Origin of the sequence: Reyranella sp., from assembly GCF_030651995.1 — a bacterium.
Classification (GTDB): domain Bacteria; phylum Pseudomonadota; class Alphaproteobacteria; order Reyranellales; family Reyranellaceae; genus Reyranella.
Window position 1 is genome coordinate 21290 of the sequence record NZ_JAUSBN010000027.1, and the last position, 17053, is coordinate 38342.

Sequence of the window (17053 nt, forward strand, 5' to 3'; positions counted from 1 at the left end):
TGGGCTTCCTCAGCCCGGCTGCGCGAGCAGCGCGTCGAGCTTGCCCGCTCGTTCGAGGGCGGCGAGGTCGTCGGAGCCGCCGACATGCTGGCCGTTGATGAAGATCTGCGGCACCGTCGTGCGATTGGCGCGGGCGCGCATCTCGGTGCGCTTCTTGTCGTCCATCATCACGTCGGTCTCTTCGTACTCGGCGCCCTTGCTGTCGAGCAGGCTCTTGGCCCGCGCGCAGTAGCCGCAGAACGGCGTGGTGTAGATCTCGATCTTGGCCATGGGTGAACCTCTTTGTCGAAACTATAACGCTGGCCGCACGACCCGCGCCAGTGTCAGGACATCAACCCTCGGGACACCGGCGCGTTGCAGCGCGCGGGCGCAGGCCTCGACCGTCGCCCCGGTCGTCAGCACGTCGTCGACCAGCAGGACGGTCTTGCCGGCCACCAGCGGCCGCCATTTCGGGTGGACGTCGAAGGCCTCGCGCACGTTGCGCCGCCGCTCCTTCGCCCTGAGGCCGGCTTGCGACCCGGTCCAGCGCTGTCGTCGCAACAGGTCGGGCGCCAACTGCAGATCCCGGCCGCCTGCCGCCGTCCGCACGACGATACGGGCCAGAAGCTGCGCCTGATTGTAGCGGCGCATGAACAGCCGCCGCCAATGGAGCGGCACGGGCGCGACCAGATCGGCCTCGCCCAGGAGATCGGCGCCCGCGCGCGCCATCCAGCCGCCGCAGGCCCGCGCGATATCCGTGCGGTCCCCGTGCTTGAACGGCAGGACGAGCCGGCGGCTCTGATCGTCATAGACCAAAGCGGCACGGGCGCGATGGTAGCGCGGGCGACGGACGAGGCAGCCGGCACAGAGCGCCTCAGGCCCCAAATCCTCCGCGAGAGGCGTGCCGCAGCAGGCGCAGTGCGGGGCGGAAATGAAGGAAAAGCCGTGCCAGCAGCTCGCGCACAGCGATCCCGGTGCGCTGACGATCTCGTTGCAGCCGAGACAGAGCGGCGGCAACACGGCGTCGAGCACGGCCCGGCCCACTCCCGCAACGGCTTCCTTCACTCCTCGCGGCGACATGCAGCGGATTGGGGCGGGCAAATGCGCCCACAGGATGGCGTTCCCCTACCCGCCGCCGTGCTTTTTCCCTACATAGCCACTGTGACGAGCCACGATCCCCTGCTGGTTTTCGACCGCGCCACCTTGCGCCGGCGCCGCGAGCGCGCGGCCCGCGACTGGGAGCGTCACGATTTCCTGAAACGCGAGATCGCCGAACGGCTGGTCGACCGCCTGGACGACGTGCGCCGCACCTTTCCCCTCGGCCTCGATCTCGGCAGCCATGGTGACGAAGTGGCAAACGCGCTGGGCGAACGCACGATCGTCGGGCAGCTGGTGCGCGCCGATCTCGGCCGCGGCTTCGCGGCGCGCGCCCGCGGACCGGCCATCGTCGCCGACGAGGAGTTCCTGCCCTTCGCGGCCGGACGCTTCGACCTGGTGCTGAGCGCCATGGACCTCCACTGGGTCAACGACCTGCCCGGCACCCTGATCCAGATCGCACGCATCCTGAAGCCCGATGGCCTGTTCCTCGGCGCCCTGCTGGGCGGCGCCACCCTGTGGCAGCTTCGCCAGGCCCTTGCCGCCGCGGAAAGCGAGATCGACGGCGGACTGAGCCCGCGCGTCTCACCCTTCGCCGACCTGCGCGACGCGGCGGGCCTGCTGCAGCGGGCAGGCTTCGCCCTGCCGGTGGCCGACGGCGAGACGATCGAGGTCGAGTATGAGAGCGCCCTGGCGCTGATGCGCGACCTCCGCGCCATGGGTGAGAGCAACCTCGTGGTCGGCCGGCGTCGCGGCATGGCCGGGCGCGCCGTGCTGCTGCGCGCCGCCGAACTCTACGGCGAACGGTTCGCCCGGCCGGGCGGCCGGGTGACCGCGAGCTTCGAGGTCCTGTTCCTGCACGGCTGGTCGCCGCATGCCTCCCAGCCCAAGGCGCTCAAGCCCGGCAGCGCCGCGCAGCGGCTGGCCGACGCCCTGGGGACTTCGGAACTGAGTGCGGGCGAAAAAGTGGAACGGAGCTAGACAGTGCCAGCGGTGAAACTCTCGTTTGGCGGCCTGGTGGCCCAGAGCTTCGGGTTCGTCTTCGCCAATTTCAGCCTGTTCTTCCATCTCGTGACCATCCCGTGGATCGCCTCGCTCGTGATCCGGCTGCTGGGATCGACGATGAGCCGCGACTCGCTGATGCCGATGCTGATCGAGAAGGCCGCCGACATGATTCCGACGGTCATGTTCATGGTGGCCTGGCAGCGCGTCGTGCTGCTCGGGCCCAATCGTGTCGGCCGATTGCCGGGGCTCGGCTGGTCGCCACGCGAGACGGCCTTCCTGCTCCACCTCATCAAGATCGGCGGCTTCACCTTCGTCCTGCTCGCCGCCTTCGTGCTGGCCCTGGGCAACATCGATCCCGAGAGTCTGGCTGCGGGCGCCGCGATCGATCCCGAGGTTGCGCGCCGGCAGGCGCTGGCCGCGCCGATCGGAGCCGGTTTCACCGTGTCGGTCGTGCTGGCGCTGCGCATCAGCTACGGCCTCGCCGCGACGTCCGTCGACGAGCCCTTTTCGCCGCGCCTGTCATGGTCTCACAGCCGCGGCAACGCCTGGACGATCATCGGCGTGCTGTTCCTGATCTTTTTCTCGAGCGCCCTCGTCACCACCATGGCGACCCTGGTCGTGCTCAGCCTGGCGCGTGGCGTGCTGGGCGCCGGCGAATCGGCGGCCGTGATCACCTGGACGGCGGCGATCCTGGTCTCCTATGCCGGCACCGCGGTGGCCGCGACCGCGCAGGCGCTGATCTTCCGCGACCTGCTGGGCTGGCGCGAGGGCGCGCCCCTTCGGGCGATTGAGCAGCGCTGACCTTCAGACTCCTCTCCCCCTAGCGGGGTAGAGGAACATGAAAGGTCAGAGCAAATCGCGCAGCAGGCCGACCAGCGGGACGTCTGCGGGTGGCATCGGGTACTTCCCGAGTTCCATGGGAGCGACCCATTTCAGGGCCTGGCCCTCGCGCGCCTGGGGCATTCCGTTCCACTTGCGGCAGGCGAAAACCGGCATCAGCAGGTGGAACTTGTCGTAGCCATGGCTGGCGAACGCGATCGGCGCCAGGCAGCTCGTCGACGTCTCGATACCCAGCTCTTCGTGCAGCTCGCGGACCAGCGCCTGCTCCGGCGTCTCGCCCGGCTCGACCTTGCCGCCGGGAAATTCCCAGAGCCCGGCCATCGACTTGCCGGCCGGGCGCTGGGCAATGAGGACGCGGCTGTCGACATCGACCAGGGCGACGGCCGCCACCAGCACGAGCGGCCGCTCGCCGAGCGGCGGCGGTCCGCCCGGACACTCGTCGTCGAAGCCGCCCATCAGGAGCGGTAGCTGCCGTTGATGTCGATGTAGCCGTGCGTGAGATCGCAGGTCCAGACGGTGGCGCGGCCGCGGCCGATACCCAGGTCGATGTCGATCACCACGTCGGAGCCCTTGATGTGCTGGGCGACAGGCGCCTCGTCGTAGTTCGGCACGACCTGGCCCTGGTCGGTGATGCGCACGCCGCCGATCGAGATGCGCAGCTTGTCGCGGTCCGCCCGCTCGCCCGACTTGCCGACCGCCATGACGATGCGGCCCCAGTTGGCGTCCTCGCCGGCGATCGCGGTCTTGACCAGCGGCGAATTGGCGACCGCCAGGCCGATCTTGCGTGCGGCGCCGTTCGACGAGGCGCCGCCCACGTTGATGGTCACGAACTTGGTGGCGCCCTCGCCGTCGCGCGCGAGCAGCTGCGCCAGTTCGATCATCACCTCGTCGAGGGCCCGCTTGAAATCGACCAGAACGGGGTCGTCGGCCTCCTCGATCGGCGCATGCCGCGCCGCCCCCGTCGCGACCATCAGGAAGGTGTCGCTGGTCGAGGTGTCGCCATCGACGGTGACGCAGTTGAGGGACTTGTCTGCAGCATCCGACAGGAGCTTCTGCAGGACGGGACCCGGGATCTTGGCGTCGGTGAAGGCGAAGCCCAGCATGGTGGCCATATCCGGCGCGATCATGCCCGAGCCCTTGAGGAAGGCGTTCACCGTCACCGTGCGCTCGCCGATCTTGGCCTGACGCGTGGCTAGCTTGGGGAAGGTGTCGGTGGTCATGATGGCGGCCGCGGCGGCCGACCAGGCGTCCTCCTTGCCCGACTTGATCAGGGTCGGCACCACGGCGGCGATCTTCTCCCACTCGAGCGGCTGGCCGATCACGCCGGTCGAGGCCATGAAGACCTCGTTGCGCGGACAGCCCAGCGCCTGGGCGATGGCCCGGGTCGATTCCTCGACCGCCTTGTCGCCGAGCTTGCCGGTGAAAGCATTGGCGTTGCCGGCATTGACCACGATCGCGCGGACCTTGCCGCGGGCCAGGTTCTTACGGCACCAGTCGACGGGCGCCGAGCAGGTCTTGGATTTGGTCAGGACGCCCGCGATGGTCGCCCCGGCCGGCACCACGGCCAGCAGGACGTCGTCGCGGTCCGTGTAGCGCACGCCGGAACGCGCGACACCGAGCTTTACGCCCGCGATGCGGGGCAGCGTCGGCGTCGTCTTGGGCGCGAGCGGCGATATGGCGTGCTTAGCGGACATGTGTCTCCCCTCGGGCGCGACCGCGAAAAGCGGCCGGCCAGCGGCGGAGACTACACCAGAAACACCCTAAAACGTGAGTTTTAGTTGAGCCCCTGTTCTACTTCGGCGGCGCAGCCGGGGTCGCGGGCTTTGCCGGCGTCGCGGCGGGAGCTGCCGGCGCAGACGGGGCCGCCTCCACCTTGGTGCCGTCCATGTTGAACTTTTCGATCTTGGAACCGGCGCGGATCTTGTCGAGCTGGGCCGTCACGGCCTCACGCGCCAGTTCCTCGCGGATCTGGTCGGAAAGCTCCTCGAGCGCCGGCGGCGGCGCCGTGCGGCGGTCGTCGATCTTGATGATGTGGTAGCCGAACTGGGTCTTGGTCGGCGTCTCCGAGGTCTGGCCCTTCTTGAGGTCGAAGGCGGCATCGGCGAATTCCTTCACCATGTCGGACTTCTTGAACCAGCCGAGATCGCCGCCCTCGGCACCAGACGCCTTGTCGGTCGACTTGTCCTTGGCGATCTTGTCGAAGGCCGTGCCCTTCTTCAGCTCGGCAATGATGGCCTTCGCCTCGTCCTCGGTGGCGACCAGGATGTGGCGCGCATGCACTTCGTCTTCCGCCGGCATCGACTTCAGGCGCTCCTGATACTTCTGCTGGATCTTCTCCAGGGTGACCAGGCGCGAGATCTCGCGCTGGATCCAGAAGTCCTGCAGGACCTGCTCCTCGACGAAGGCCATGCGCTTCTTGAACGCCGGGTCCTCGTTGGTCTTGGTCTTCTTGCCTTCCTGGACGACCAGCTTGCTGTCGATGATGCGCTCCAGCAGCGCCGGGAACACCGCCTGCAGCGGCATGGAGCGGTACTGCTGCGGCAGCGACTGCTGGGCGATCTCGAGTTCGGACAGGCGAACCTGCTGACCGTTCACGATGGCGACGACCGGGTCCTTGATCGCGGCCGGCGCGGCGGCAGCCGGCGGCTTGGCGGGGGCGGCCGCGGGCGGCTTGGCCGGCTGGCCGGCCGGCGGGGTCTGGGCCAGGGCAGGACCCGCGACGAGGGCGACCGCGCCACTCAGGAGGGCGAGGCGCAGGGAACGCAGGTCAAGACTCATGGCGGACTCCAGCAGATTCATTCGTTGCGAAAGGCGCAAACCGTTTACACAGGCCCCGTTGGACCAAGCAAGCGCCGCCTCCCCGGCGAGGTGCCTGATGGCCTTGAATTGCGGCACTTTTTCGTGAGTACCGCGTCCATGTCGGGGCGATGACGTTTGGGCGTCTGCCTTTCGGCACGCCTGCGATGGTCCGCTGCGTTGACACTCTACCGGCCGCTCTCTATCTCTGATGGCAAGGGCGGGCCACTGAGCCCGCCTAAGTCATTAGAATATCGAGGTTTTCCATGCTTGGCGCGCTTGCCCGGACGCTCTTCGGGACGGCCAACGACCGGATCGTCAAAGGCTTCGACAAGCCGGTGGCGAAAATCAATGCGCTTGAGCCCGAGATGGTCAAGCTGTCCGACGAGCAGCTGAGAGGCAAGACCGTCGAATTCCGCGAACGCCTGGCCAAGGGCGAAACGCTCGACGACCTCCTGCCCGAGGCCTTCGCCACGGTGCGCGAGGCGGCCAAGCGCACCCTGGGTCAGCGCCACTTCGACGTCCAGCTCAAGGGCGGCATGGTCCTGCACCAGGGCAAGATCGCCGAGATGAAGACCGGCGAAGGCAAGACGCTGGTCGCCACGCTCGCCGTCTATCTCAATGCCCTGCCCGGCAAGGGCGTGCACGTCGTCACCGTGAACGACTATCTGGCCCGCCGCGACGCCGAATGGATGGGCCGGGTCTACACCTTCCTCGGCCTCACGGTCGGCATCATCGTGCACGACCTCGACGACGAGCAGCGCAAGGCCGCCTATGCCTGCGACGTCACCTACGGCACCAACAACGAGATCGGCTTCGACTACCTGCGCGACAACATGAAGTATCGGCTGGACGCGATGGTCCAGCGGCCCTTCAACCATGCCATCGTCGACGAGGTCGATTCGATCCTGATCGACGAGGCTCGTACCCCTCTCATCATCTCAGGCCCGGCCGAGGATTCGTCCGAGCTCTACCGGCGCGCCGACACGGTGATTCCCCGGCTGAAGCCCGAGCATTTCGAGAAGGACGAGAAGAACCGCACGGTCGTGCTGACCGATGCCGGCATCGAGGCCGTCGAGGACACCCTGCGTACCGACGGGCTGCTGGCCGAGGGGATCAGCCTCTATGCGCCGACCATGGTGTCGGTGCTGCACCACGTCACCCAGGCGCTGCGCGCCCACAAGCTGTTCAGCCGCGACGTCGACTACATCGTGAAGGACGGCCAGGTCGTCATCATCGACGAGTTCACCGGCCGCATGATGCAGGGCCGCCGCTACTCCGAGGGCCTGCACCAGGCGCTGGAGGCCAAGGAGCAGGTCGAGATCCAGCGCGAGAACCAGACGCTGGCGTCGATCACCTTCCAGAACCTGTTCCGAATGTACCCCAAGCTCTCGGGCATGACCGGCACGGCGCTGACCGAGGCCGCGGAATTCTCCGAGATCTACAAGCTCGAGGTGGTCGAGATCCCGACCAACGTGCCGGTCGCCCGCAAGGACGCCGACGACGAGATCTACCGGACGCTGGGCGACAAGACGCGCGCCATCGTCAAGCTGGTCGGCGAATGCCGGGCGCGCCAGCAGCCGATGCTGGTCGGCACCGTGTCGATCGAGAAGTCCGAGGGGCTGTCGGAGGCGCTGAAGAAGGCCGGCATCCCGCACCACGTGCTGAACGCCCGCTTCCACGACCAGGAAGCCCAGATCGTGGCCCAGGCCGGTCGTCCGGGCTCCGTCACCATCGCCACCAACATGGCCGGCCGCGGCACCGACATCCAGCTCGGCGGCAACGTCGAGATGCTGGTGCAGCAGAGCGTGCCGGAGATCACCGCGAAGTTCCCCGACGAGGCGACTCGCAACGCCGAGATCGCGCGGGTCGAAGCGGAAATCCGCGCCGGCGTCGAACGCGACCGCGCGATCGTCCGCGCGGCAGGTGGCCTGTTCGTGGTCGGCACCGAGCGCCACGAGTCGCGCCGCATCGACAACCAGCTGCGCGGCCGGTCGGGCCGCCAGGGCGATCCCGGTGCATCACGCTTCTTCCTGTCGCTGGAAGACGACCTGATGCGCATCTTCGGCAACAACAAGGTGCTCGACTGGGTCCAGAAGAAGGGCATGGCCGACGACGAGGCGCTGACCCATCGCTGGCTCAACAAGGCGCTGGAAACGGCGCAGGGCAAGGTCGAGGCGCGCAACTTCGAGATCCGCAAGAACCTGCTGCGCTTCGACGACGTGATGAACGCCCAGCGCCAGGAGATCTACAAGGAGCGCATCGAGCTGATGGGCACCGAGGACGTGTCCGACACGGTCGCCGGCATGCGGCGCGACGTGGTCGACACGCTCGTCAAGCGGACCATCCCCGAGGGCGTCTACGCCGAACAGTGGAAGGTCGGCGAACTCAAGGAAGAGGTACAGCGCATCTTCGGCCTCGACCTGCCGGTCGAAGAGTGGGCCAAGGAAGAAGGCATCGCCGACGAGGAGATCAAGGTTCGCCTGGACGACGCGGTCGAGCGGGTATTCGCCCAGAAGGCCGCGCAGTACGGGCCCGACGTCTGGCGCCAGGTCGAGAAGAGCGTGCTGATGCAGATCTTCGACCAGAACTGGAAGGACCATCTGCTGCACCTCGACCATCTGCGCCAGGGCATCGGCCTGCGTGCCTATGGCCAGAAGGATCCGCTGAACGAGTACAAGCGCGAAGCCTTCAACCTGTTCAGCGACCTGCTGACCAACCTGCGCGAGCAGGTGATCACATTGCTGGCGACCCTGCAGATCCGCATGGAGCCGCCGCCGATGCCCGAGATGCCGTCCAACATGCACGAGGTGCACGAGGACCCGGCCCTCGCCGCGGCGATGAGCGACGACCCGGCCTACGATCCGGCAGACCCGGACGGCGGCGGCGTGGCGACGCTGCACCGCCCGCGCCCGCTCGCCAAGGGCCCGGTCGATCCCAACGATCCCTCGACCTGGGGCAAGGTCTCACGCAACGCCGCCTGCCCCTGCGGCTCGGGGAAGAAGTTCAAGCACTGCCACGGACGCGTATAATATCGTTTATTTTCAATAACTTACGAATTGTTGACTACCTGCACAAACCTATACAAACTGCGTTTCCGGGCTGAAAAACAGCCCGGACCTATACAGAACCTACGCAAGTTTGGTTGGGTGAGGCTTGGAAGTTCTAACGCGATTAGAGAACGGTAAACTCGTCGTGTATCGGCGCGGCGGTGTTCTATACGCGCGGCTGGCTATCGCCACCAACCAGTATCAGCACCGCAGCTTAAAGACTGGCAACGCTGAGCAGGCGACGCTGACGGCTCAAAAACTGTGGACAGAGTTCACAGTGAGACGGCAACTCGGGCTGCCAGTTAAGCAGCGGACGCTGAACACGGTAATTGATGAATACGTGGCGCTGCGTGAGAAGCAGCACCAGCAAGGTCGCACATCAGAGCACATGCTGCGCCAGACACATCGCGTAGTGAAATTCTGGCGTAAATACGCTGGCACTAAACAAGTCAGCCAAATTGGCGATGCCGAGATGAGCGGCTACGTCGATTGGCGTCGCGATTACTACGCCGGCATGACCGATGACGAATTGCCCAAGAATGCCAAGCGGAACCCCACCCACAAGACGCTACAGTGGGAAATAATGCTGGGTAAGAGCATCATCAAATATGCTCAACAGCAGGGATACCGAGGCGCAGTACCCTTCCCCACCTTCTCGTTTACGCCGAAAACCAAACGTGTCCGTCCCGCGTTTTCCCTCGTCGATTACAGGAAGCTATGGCGAGCGTTGATTAAGTGGGAACGAGAGTGTGAAGACCCCCGACACCTACACACACGCCAGCTACTGCGCGACTACGTCCTGATACTGGCAAACAGCGGACTGCGTGTTGGTGAAGCGAACAATCTCAAACGGCGCGACATCGACCCGTTTAAGGACGAACACGGCAGACGCAATTACAGGCTGATTGTGCGCGGCAAGACGGGTGAGCGCGACGTTATCCCGCGAGCCATTACCACCAAGTATATCGAGCGCCTGTTAGCACGGCGCCCTGACATCAAGGCTGATGACTGGTTATTTGCGATGTCAGATGGCAGCCAGGTCATTACGTTGATTGACCAATTCAACGTGGTGCTGAAACTGGCTGGAATTGAACGCAACAGCTTCAACGACAAATACACGCTCTACAGCCTCCGGCACTTCTATGCCACGCAGGCTCTAAACAACAATGTTCCCATCTACGCAGTGGCTAGGAACATGGGCACCAGCGTGAAGATTATTGAAACCTACTACGGAAAGGGCGCGACTGCATTGAGTATGGCGAGCATGCTGGGCGGGAAGCTGCGACAGTAGCCCTCTATCGTTCTCGTCATCTGCATACTTATTAGGCTAAACTCAGATAACTAATACTTGCGGGGACAGGGAATGAACTGCCGTCGGCTAATCACAGCTGCAAGTATCTTCGCAGTGACAGCATTCACTCTGGTTGGCTGCGGAGAGAGCAAGGCGGCGGCTTTGGCACAATGTCATATAGAGGCAATGAAGACTTATCCTTCGAAGTCCCAATACGGAGACGAGGTACAGTTGTTCGTGCTTCTCTGCATGGAAGTCAAAGGCTACTCCCCCTCGTCGTTAACATCATGCATCGGCAGAGGGAAATTTGATGAAGCCTGCTACCAATCGCACTTTGAATACTGGTGGCGACGCATTGTCTTCGGATAGACGACCGAAATATTCCAACGAGCTAACTTTCCGCACTTGGGTGTGAGAGTAATTGAGGCTTAACGCTAATACTCTCTCTGCTCTTATTCATCTCGCCAACAAGGATGACAGTCAATTTTGGCAACATCAACACAGGACGTTCAGCTTAGTGGACTTTTTCCATTTTGACTCTGCGAAAGCGCCTGCTTCACTACAATCGCCACCGTATTACAACTGATACCACGTCTTTTACAGTAAGCCGATTCCATCCAATCACTGAGCAATTTTGCACCCTTGCTCGAATTGCACGAACGACAGCAAAGCGCGATGTTTTCCCTAGTTATAATCTTTGCATCGTTACAGATATGTTCCCAGCTTGGTCGGCTCCCATGACTGTCTACTGAGCCAAAGAGAACCCCGCAGTAGACGCAGTTGGAATCGCGTTCTCTTACTTCTAATTCGAGCCACTTAGGGATGTTCCAACGATTCATTTATCGTTACGCTTTGTCTGATTAATTTTTATAGTCGCCGCTGGCACGGTAGCTACTCGGGCAGCTACCGCATTTTACCAACGCTTCCTGTGCGACGGCTGGTTCCGTCGCGAGAACAATCGGAACAACGAGAGCCCCAAGCTTCATAGCCTCTCCCGGCAGCACTGCGTTTGGGTCGCAGTAGCCTATTTGCCTGTTGATCGTGCTCGCCCCTTGTTCGCATTGTCAATCGCTGCGTCGAGTTCACCAGCCCGAACTGCACCAATAATCTTGTCAAATACTGGCACCAGCTTGGTGTTATCGCCGATAACAATTGCTGTCTTTTCGCCCTGCAATTCTAGCAGCCGACTGCCCCAGCGCACGACCAGCACCACCTTGCCGTCAGCGTCCTTCGTCCACCAACGCCGCAAGCGCTTTGGAGCCTCTACCTGCTTCTTCTCGCCAGTCTCCGTAATCTCCCAACGCCGACGCATCACCTTATGGTCGCGTCCCTCAGCATCGGCGATAGCGATGTCACGCTGCTCCTGCAGATTGGCGATGAGCTTGTTCCGACGATATTCCTCTGACGGAATGAGATTGGCGGCACGCGGTGCCGTCGTAAAAGTAAGTCCCTTCAACATGCTCATCGCTGTCTCCTTGTTGTGCGATGAGTTCAATCAATAGCCAGGCGCTAAACTGGACAATCGGTATGATGAGCTGAAAAGCATTTTCTGGTTCAGTCTATTTGAGGCAGCCAACACCGAATTACACCGCCCCTTATATTTTAGCTGGTGGCGTCCCAGTTAAGCTGTTGTTGGCAATCTTCCTGTATTGAGCCATTGCCTTCTGTATTCGCAGGTTTGCCTTCTGCTTCTTTACGGCTTGTTCCTTTTGCTTCACCGCTTGTTCGGCGGCGCTCATATCCTCAACCACTTCATCCACTGTCATAGTCAATCTCCTGTTCGCTACATATTTAGCTGCCTGACAGGAAATCGGTTGCGAAGGGGTATGAGCGGCAGCAGTATGATTTTTGCTACGTGCTAATGGTGTCAATCTGACCTGCTTTTCGCTGCCAGATTTCCGCTAAGATATTGAGCTTGATTGAGTAATAGAATTACCCACTCAGCAGTCTAGCTCTACGACGCTCTATCAGAGCTTCTCGTAGCGATGAGCTACGCAGCTACAGCCCAACTCTACAAACAGCATGACAAGCTCTTGTAGGGTTCGACTAAACGCGATTTGAAGCGCGGCATCGCTTATCTAGCTGCTTGAATAGCTGGGCACTAGCTACTGCCAAATCGAGCTGGATGGGACTGCTGCGCTGGGCTTGGGATTTGAGATTGTTAGCAAGCGTATAGACAGCACTGACGCTGGCACTGCGATTGCGTGCTTTGATGCTGCTGAACCAGGTATTGCGGCGTCCACATAACTTGCTGAATTCGTATTGGCTTTTGACGACGCCGATATCGCGTAACTGATGGTAAATTGCGGTAATATTCATCAGCTATTTACGTAATTTTATCATAAATCGGCTAAAAATGTCGATATTTAATTAAACATTGAGCGAAAAACACGAGAATATCGACATTCTGAGCGATATTTGCTATATTAACGCCTATTAATTGAGTGCTTTTTTAGAGAAGCGCTACAAATTTAGTAAATACAATATGCCTAACCACTCTTCATCCTCAGTCATTCAATATAAGCTCAGCCAGCATCCTGAAGTGAAGCAATGGCTGAATACATATACAGGCAATGACGTTGTTGCGTTTACGCTGCGCTGGACCTTGCGCTGTAGACAAGAACGCAGATTATACGACGACATTAGTTGTAGCAGAGATGTTGGCTTTTTTTGGAGTGGATTTGAGACAATAATGTTTGGGAAGCAGAACAAGCGAAAGCTGAAGCGATTTTTGACGCTGGAGAAGACTGACGGATTTAGCTGGCATTTACACGGGCTATGCGAAGCTGACAGATTTACGGCTGAAGATATGGCGTTGCTGTTAGACTACTGCTGGCGACGACATATACGAATTGCAGGAAGCAACTGGCATACTGAGAAGCATTTAGTAGAAGCGAAGCGTTACGAGCGTGGCTGCTACGGCGAATACTGTATAAAACACATTGATAATGACAACATGAATAGCAACAGAAATATTGGCACGATTGACGCAATGAATACGAACTAAGCTTGAGAGGCAGGAATGCTAAGCACACTGTTTGACAGGTTACAGTGTAGTAAACGAACAGCGCTTTGTTGAATTGTTTAGTAGTAGAAAAGCAGCATTTAGAGATGTTGCTTAAGTAATACTATTGTTTGAATTCTAGTACTGAACACATTATTTCAATACAATTACGACATTCTCACAATCTCCACTATCTACAATAAATCAGAGCTTTTTTACTTGAATACATATTCACTAATTGAACGACTGAATAATTCGACATCAACACATTGAACAAGACAGACATGAAACAAGCCAGGCAATGGATGGCTGGCTTGTCACACGTCCGATTATCGCTTGAGGCTTTGGCTACGCTGGTGGCGGGATGAAGCAGCGGCTCGGGTAGCGAAGCCCCCCCTATTCTGCTGCCTCGATACATCGCATTGATGTCTTGTGTGGTAGGATTTCTTGCCCACAGAAGTTCAATGCCTACTCTCTGAAACGTAGCTTGAGCAAATCCCGCACGTTCTCTTGCTTCATCAACATTTCGAATCCGAGCCGTGCTGACAGATTGAGCCCACTGAACCGAACCCAATCTTCGTCGCGTAGAGCAAACATGGCTTCATGTCCTCGCGTCAATGTAAGCAGTTCTATGGCGGCTTGATTATCTGCGAGATTGCCCACTGCCAGCGTGATGTTTGCCCGCACCATGTCCAACATCCTTTGGCTGAGAGGACGAGTACTTCCGACTTTCTTCCTGCCACTCTGGCGCTTGATAATACCTTTCGGTGGCGAGTCTTTCATTGGCGCGTTGGGTACTTTATTCCGTCGGGCGCGCTGCAAGTGCTTGGACTTGCTCGTACCCGCGCTGTGCTTACGCGTAGAAGTAGATTTCTTCATTGTGATGTTCTTTCATATTGTGAGCGTGATTGCGTTAACACCATGTCTTCGCTAATCATTGAGCCAATTATATTACGGGTTTCGTAGTACGTATGTGCGCGTCACAAACGGACTAATACGGACGTTAACATGTCGGTCTACTTCACTGCTCTCCACCCCCTCTTCGGCAGAGGCAAGAAGCCGCTCGGCATCGCTTACCAGCAGCGCAGCCCCTATTATTGGTGGTGGGCGTTCCTGCGACGGAACGAGCGGTATCTCGCCTGCTGTGAACGAAACGGAGAGGGTGAGCTTTCTGAGCTCTATTCCGCCTTTAAAGACGTGAGAAACGACAACTTTAAAGAGTGGTCGACGCGGAAGACGGACATCCCCAAGTTGTCGTTGGGAGCATTTCTGTTTGGTGAACAGCAGATAGCGCTCACTCTAAAAGAACTCGAGCGTCGGGATGAATGGCGGGAGGACTGGCGGCAGGACAGTGTGCTCGTCATTGCCGCCAGCCTGTCTATCAGCAAGAAGCGGCTAAAGGCGCTGTTCAATAAGCTTCTGAAGAAGAGGCACACCCGAACGAGGGGGAGAAAGTCATTCGCTGAGCTAACAAGGGAGAGCACGGCGAGGTTCAAGCTCTATCAGGTAGCTGATACCCATGCGCTCGGTATTCAGCTTCGTGTTTTTGACGCCTGCACAGCCAATGTGAAGGTGGGTAGCCCGAAAACCCTCGCAGAAATAGGAATTGAGCTGGGGCTCATGCCCAGTGCTCGTCCCAAAGCGGGCGACGATAAGCGAGAAATCGCCCGCAAGCGCATAATAATGGCAGCAGCTGTGAGCCGCTATTACAGGCAGGCGCGGAAGATTGTCGGAAACACGAGCTTGGGGATTTTTCCCAAGCCTTCGTAGTCAAATAGCCAAGTCCTCGATCTTCTTGCCGGTCTTGATAGCAGCAGCGACCCACTTCGGCTGCCTGCCTCGCCCCGTCCACGTTTCGGTCTTGTTGGCTGGGTTACGATACTTCGGCGGGACCTTCTTGCCCTTCAGCTTGCTGGTGCTGGCGGTCTTCTTGCCAGTTAGCGCATTTTTGACGTCGCTCAGGTCCAGCTTGTATTTTTTCAGCACAGCCTTCAGCTGCTTCATGCCAGGCTTTTCAGCGTTCTTCAGTGCGTCGGCTTTTGCCTGCAGTTCGCGTATCTGCGCTTCGATACGGCTTAGGCTGGCTTTGCGCGGCATTTCCGACTCCTTATTCCTTTTTTATGATGCCACAACAGCGCTGCTGAACTTATAAGACTCCAGCGCAATTCTTTCATCAGCTTTTGACAGATTTAGCTTGAGACTATCATTTTCAGTTGTAAGAGCGATGTGCCAGTATTCTTTATCTCCGCTTTTTGTTTGGTTGAGTTTTGGCAACAACGCCTCCAAATCGGAGACGGGGATAGCAAATGCATCAACCCGATCCATACATGAGAGTATGAAATATCCGCTCTGCGCACTGCGCAAAAATGATAGCCATTTTGGGTGTAACGCATACCAATATGGCTGATAGTCCCTTGGATAGCGCTTCGATACTGCACATGTAACGTGAATGGCGCCATCATTCGAAGCGAAGTTTGTTCTAGTGACTTGATGAAATGCCGCGTTCTTAGCCTGAAAGAAATTCGTAACGACGACTCGGCGTTGCGCGTCAAGATCATGGCGCGGCGTAAACTCGTATTTGGTATCTGATGCTGCGCCGTTCGATTCTGTTTCATCCAATTCTGCTTCAGCTTCAACTTTAACTTCAGTTTCTTGCTGTGTCTCGAAGACAAGTTCGACAATTTCGTCGACCTTCGTGTACTCGAACGGCAGCAATATTCTTTTCACCTTATCTAGAACATTAGTATGACTAAGGCGCTGGCATACGAACAGAAGCTTAAGCAGGGCATCGACGCTGATGAGACGCACATTCCATGCGTGGCGACTGCCCCGCACTTGAGCCTCCAGATCACCAGTGTCATTTCTGCCTACAACAATCAGGACTTGCGGTTCGTCGCCCCATGCCACATTGGCATCACGCAGTTTTCTAGCGTAGTCGCGAATAGTATCGAGATTGATTCGATAGGCGTCGGTTGTTTTCACTTCGACTACGAACCGGGTTTTCCCTGTTGTCCACAAGCCGTCAAATCCATTTTCATTTCGCACGCCTGAGTATCGTCCATTAGTCACTTCGAAACCCAACCGCCGTCCAATCTCGTTCACCGTGTCCTGTAAAGCGAATCCACTTTGTGAGAAGGCGTTCTTTAGACAGTATGATGCGTGTAGAGCCAGTTGCTCTCCCGTCTGGCATGACAAAAAGTACCGCAAGTCGGCTTCACTTTCAGCGCCCGTTCGTAATTTTCCATCACCACAAATCGCGACTATTTGTTCGATTGTGTATGAGGATAATGCGTCGGGCGTAACGGAGAGCAGGTCCTTTAGGGGCATCCGCATTCCTCACATGGTAGCGGACTACTTTGCTCAACTTTCTAGGCTAACTCAACAGCCGCCTTCAGCACTTCCTCATTCAGGTCGATATAACGCTGAGTGGTTCCAATATGCTTGTGTCCTGCCAAGGCAGCGAGGACGCGCACATTCACCCCCTTGTTTGCTAGGTTAGTGATGAATGTTCGACGACCGCTATGACTAGTTGCCTTATCAATCCCCGCGGCGTTGTAGAGCTGGATGAAGCGCAAGCAGAGCCCATTTGCTGAGAACGCTTTTCCGGTTTTGCTAGGAATGAACGCTGATTGAGCGTCCGGCATCGTATCGTGGTTATTGATATAATTCCGTAGCTCTTGCTGTAGCTGAGTGCTTACGTGGACGGTTCGCGCTTCACTACCCTTTGTTTGCTCAGCGCTAAGCTGGATTTGAGCACGGATTTCACCAGTAGCACCGATTACGTCCCCGAACTTCAGTGCCGCGATTTCGCCGACGCGCATGCCAGCCAGCCAACTCAGCATCAGCATGGCGCGGTTACGCGCGGGATAGCTGCCCTTAGCTACGTGGCTCATCACGCGCTGCTTGTCCCGCTCTGTAAGCACCTGTGCTTGTTTCATCGCTACACTCCCGCCTGGCTAATATTCAGTGCGGGGTCAGCGTGTTGTCTGAACT

At 59.0% G+C, this 17053-nt stretch carries 18 protein-coding genes; 6 read left to right on the forward strand and 12 right to left on the reverse strand.

Annotated elements, in window-relative coordinates; all coding sequences use genetic code 11:
- Positions 1–9 precede the first annotated feature (9 nt).
- Positions 10–270, reverse strand: a complete 261-nt coding sequence (gene grxC / locus Q7V45_RS07695; protein ID WP_295142025.1) for a glutaredoxin 3 — start codon at positions 268–270, stop codon at positions 10–12.
- Positions 271–291: 21 nt separating this feature from the next.
- Positions 292–1044 (reverse strand): ComF family protein, encoded by a 753-nt coding sequence (locus Q7V45_RS07700; RefSeq protein ID WP_304849585.1) that lies wholly within the window; start codon positions 1042–1044, stop codon positions 292–294.
- Positions 1045–1080: 36 nt separating this feature from the next.
- On the opposite strand from Q7V45_RS07700, the gene Q7V45_RS07705 reads away from it, so the two are divergent.
- Together Q7V45_RS07705 and Q7V45_RS07710 are read left to right on the forward strand one after the other, a co-directional pair.
- Positions 1081–2055 (forward strand): methyltransferase domain-containing protein, encoded by a 975-nt coding sequence (locus Q7V45_RS07705; RefSeq protein WP_304849588.1) that lies wholly within the window; start codon positions 1081–1083, stop codon positions 2053–2055.
- Positions 2056–2067: 12 nt separating this feature from the next.
- Positions 2068–2880, forward strand: a complete 813-nt coding sequence (locus tag Q7V45_RS07710) for a hypothetical protein (protein ID WP_304849592.1) — start codon at positions 2068–2070, stop codon at positions 2878–2880.
- Between the two features lie 45 nt (positions 2881–2925).
- Here Q7V45_RS07710 and mutT read toward each other — a convergent pair whose 3' ends face one another.
- The 3 genes from mutT to Q7V45_RS07725 all read right to left on the reverse strand — a co-directional run bounded on the left by mutT (position 2926) and on the right by Q7V45_RS07725 (position 5697).
- Positions 2926–3375: an 8-oxo-dGTP diphosphatase MutT gene (gene mutT / locus Q7V45_RS07715; RefSeq protein ID WP_304849595.1), complete on the reverse strand. Its 450-nt coding sequence runs from the start codon at positions 3373–3375 to the stop codon at positions 2926–2928.
- Positions 3375–4613: a bifunctional glutamate N-acetyltransferase/amino-acid acetyltransferase ArgJ gene (gene argJ / locus Q7V45_RS07720; RefSeq protein ID WP_304849598.1), complete on the reverse strand. Its 1239-nt coding sequence runs from the start codon at positions 4611–4613 to the stop codon at positions 3375–3377. Before argJ ends, mutT begins: the two co-directional genes overlap by 1 nt.
- A gap of 97 nt (positions 4614–4710) precedes the next feature.
- Positions 4711–5697 carry a peptidylprolyl isomerase gene (locus tag Q7V45_RS07725; RefSeq protein WP_304849601.1) on the reverse strand — a complete coding sequence of 329 codons (987 nt, stop codon included), beginning with the start codon at positions 5695–5697 and terminating at the stop codon, positions 4711–4713.
- Between the two features lie 284 nt (positions 5698–5981).
- On the opposite strand from Q7V45_RS07725, the gene secA reads away from it, so the two are divergent.
- Together secA and Q7V45_RS07735 are read left to right on the forward strand one after the other, a co-directional pair.
- Positions 5982–8747: a preprotein translocase subunit SecA gene (gene secA / locus Q7V45_RS07730; RefSeq protein WP_304849604.1), complete on the forward strand. Its 2766-nt coding sequence runs from the start codon at positions 5982–5984 to the stop codon at positions 8745–8747.
- A 163-nt stretch (positions 8748–8910) separates the two neighbouring features.
- Complete coding sequence (locus Q7V45_RS07735; protein WP_304849607.1) at positions 8911–10056, forward strand: tyrosine-type recombinase/integrase; 1146 nt, start codon at positions 8911–8913, stop codon at positions 10054–10056.
- Between the two features lie 1024 nt (positions 10057–11080).
- Here Q7V45_RS07735 and Q7V45_RS07740 read toward each other — a convergent pair.
- The 3 genes from Q7V45_RS07740 to Q7V45_RS07750 all read right to left on the reverse strand — a co-directional run bounded on the left by Q7V45_RS07740 (position 11081) and on the right by Q7V45_RS07750 (position 12375).
- Positions 11081–11521, reverse strand: coding sequence for a DUF6641 family protein (locus Q7V45_RS07740; RefSeq protein WP_304849610.1), 441 nt, complete (start codon positions 11519–11521; stop codon positions 11081–11083).
- Between the two features lie 130 nt (positions 11522–11651).
- Entirely contained in the window at positions 11652–11822 is a 171-nt protein-coding gene (locus Q7V45_RS07745; protein ID WP_304849613.1) for a hypothetical protein, read from the reverse strand.
- A gap of 280 nt (positions 11823–12102) precedes the next feature.
- Positions 12103–12375 carry a DUF6626 family protein gene (locus Q7V45_RS07750; RefSeq protein ID WP_304849616.1) on the reverse strand — a complete coding sequence of 91 codons (273 nt, stop codon included), beginning with the start codon at positions 12373–12375 and terminating at the stop codon, positions 12103–12105.
- A 166-nt stretch (positions 12376–12541) separates the two neighbouring features.
- Here Q7V45_RS07750 and Q7V45_RS07755 point away from each other — a divergent pair, with 166 nt between their 5' ends.
- The gene (locus tag Q7V45_RS07755; protein ID WP_304849619.1) at positions 12542–13063 is read left to right on the forward strand and encodes a hypothetical protein; all 522 of its coding nucleotides are present in this window, start codon (positions 12542–12544) and stop codon (positions 13061–13063) included.
- A 465-nt stretch (positions 13064–13528) separates the two neighbouring features.
- Here Q7V45_RS07755 and Q7V45_RS07760 read toward each other — a convergent pair whose 3' ends face one another.
- Positions 13529–13939, reverse strand: a complete 411-nt coding sequence (locus Q7V45_RS07760) for a hypothetical protein (protein ID WP_304849622.1) — start codon at positions 13937–13939, stop codon at positions 13529–13531.
- Positions 13940–14068: 129 nt separating this feature from the next.
- Between Q7V45_RS07760 and Q7V45_RS07765 the strand changes: the two genes are divergently transcribed.
- Positions 14069–14830, forward strand: a complete 762-nt coding sequence (locus Q7V45_RS07765) for a hypothetical protein (protein WP_304849625.1) — start codon at positions 14069–14071, stop codon at positions 14828–14830.
- On the opposite strand, the gene Q7V45_RS07770 is transcribed toward Q7V45_RS07765, so the two are convergent.
- The 3 genes from Q7V45_RS07770 to Q7V45_RS07780 are packed head-to-tail and all read right to left on the reverse strand — an operon-like array spanning position 14831 to position 16998.
- On the reverse strand, positions 14831–15157 hold the full coding sequence (locus tag Q7V45_RS07770) for an H-NS histone family protein (RefSeq protein ID WP_304849628.1): 327 nt from the start codon (positions 15155–15157) through the stop codon (positions 14831–14833).
- Positions 15158–15178: 21 nt separating this feature from the next.
- Complete coding sequence (locus Q7V45_RS07775) at positions 15179–16387, reverse strand: hypothetical protein (protein ID WP_304849631.1); 1209 nt, start codon at positions 16385–16387, stop codon at positions 15179–15181.
- A 41-nt stretch (positions 16388–16428) separates the two neighbouring features.
- Positions 16429–16998 carry a tyrosine-type recombinase/integrase gene (locus tag Q7V45_RS07780; RefSeq protein ID WP_304849634.1) on the reverse strand — a complete coding sequence of 190 codons (570 nt, stop codon included), beginning with the start codon at positions 16996–16998 and terminating at the stop codon, positions 16429–16431.
- Positions 16999–17053: the final 55 nt, after the last annotated feature.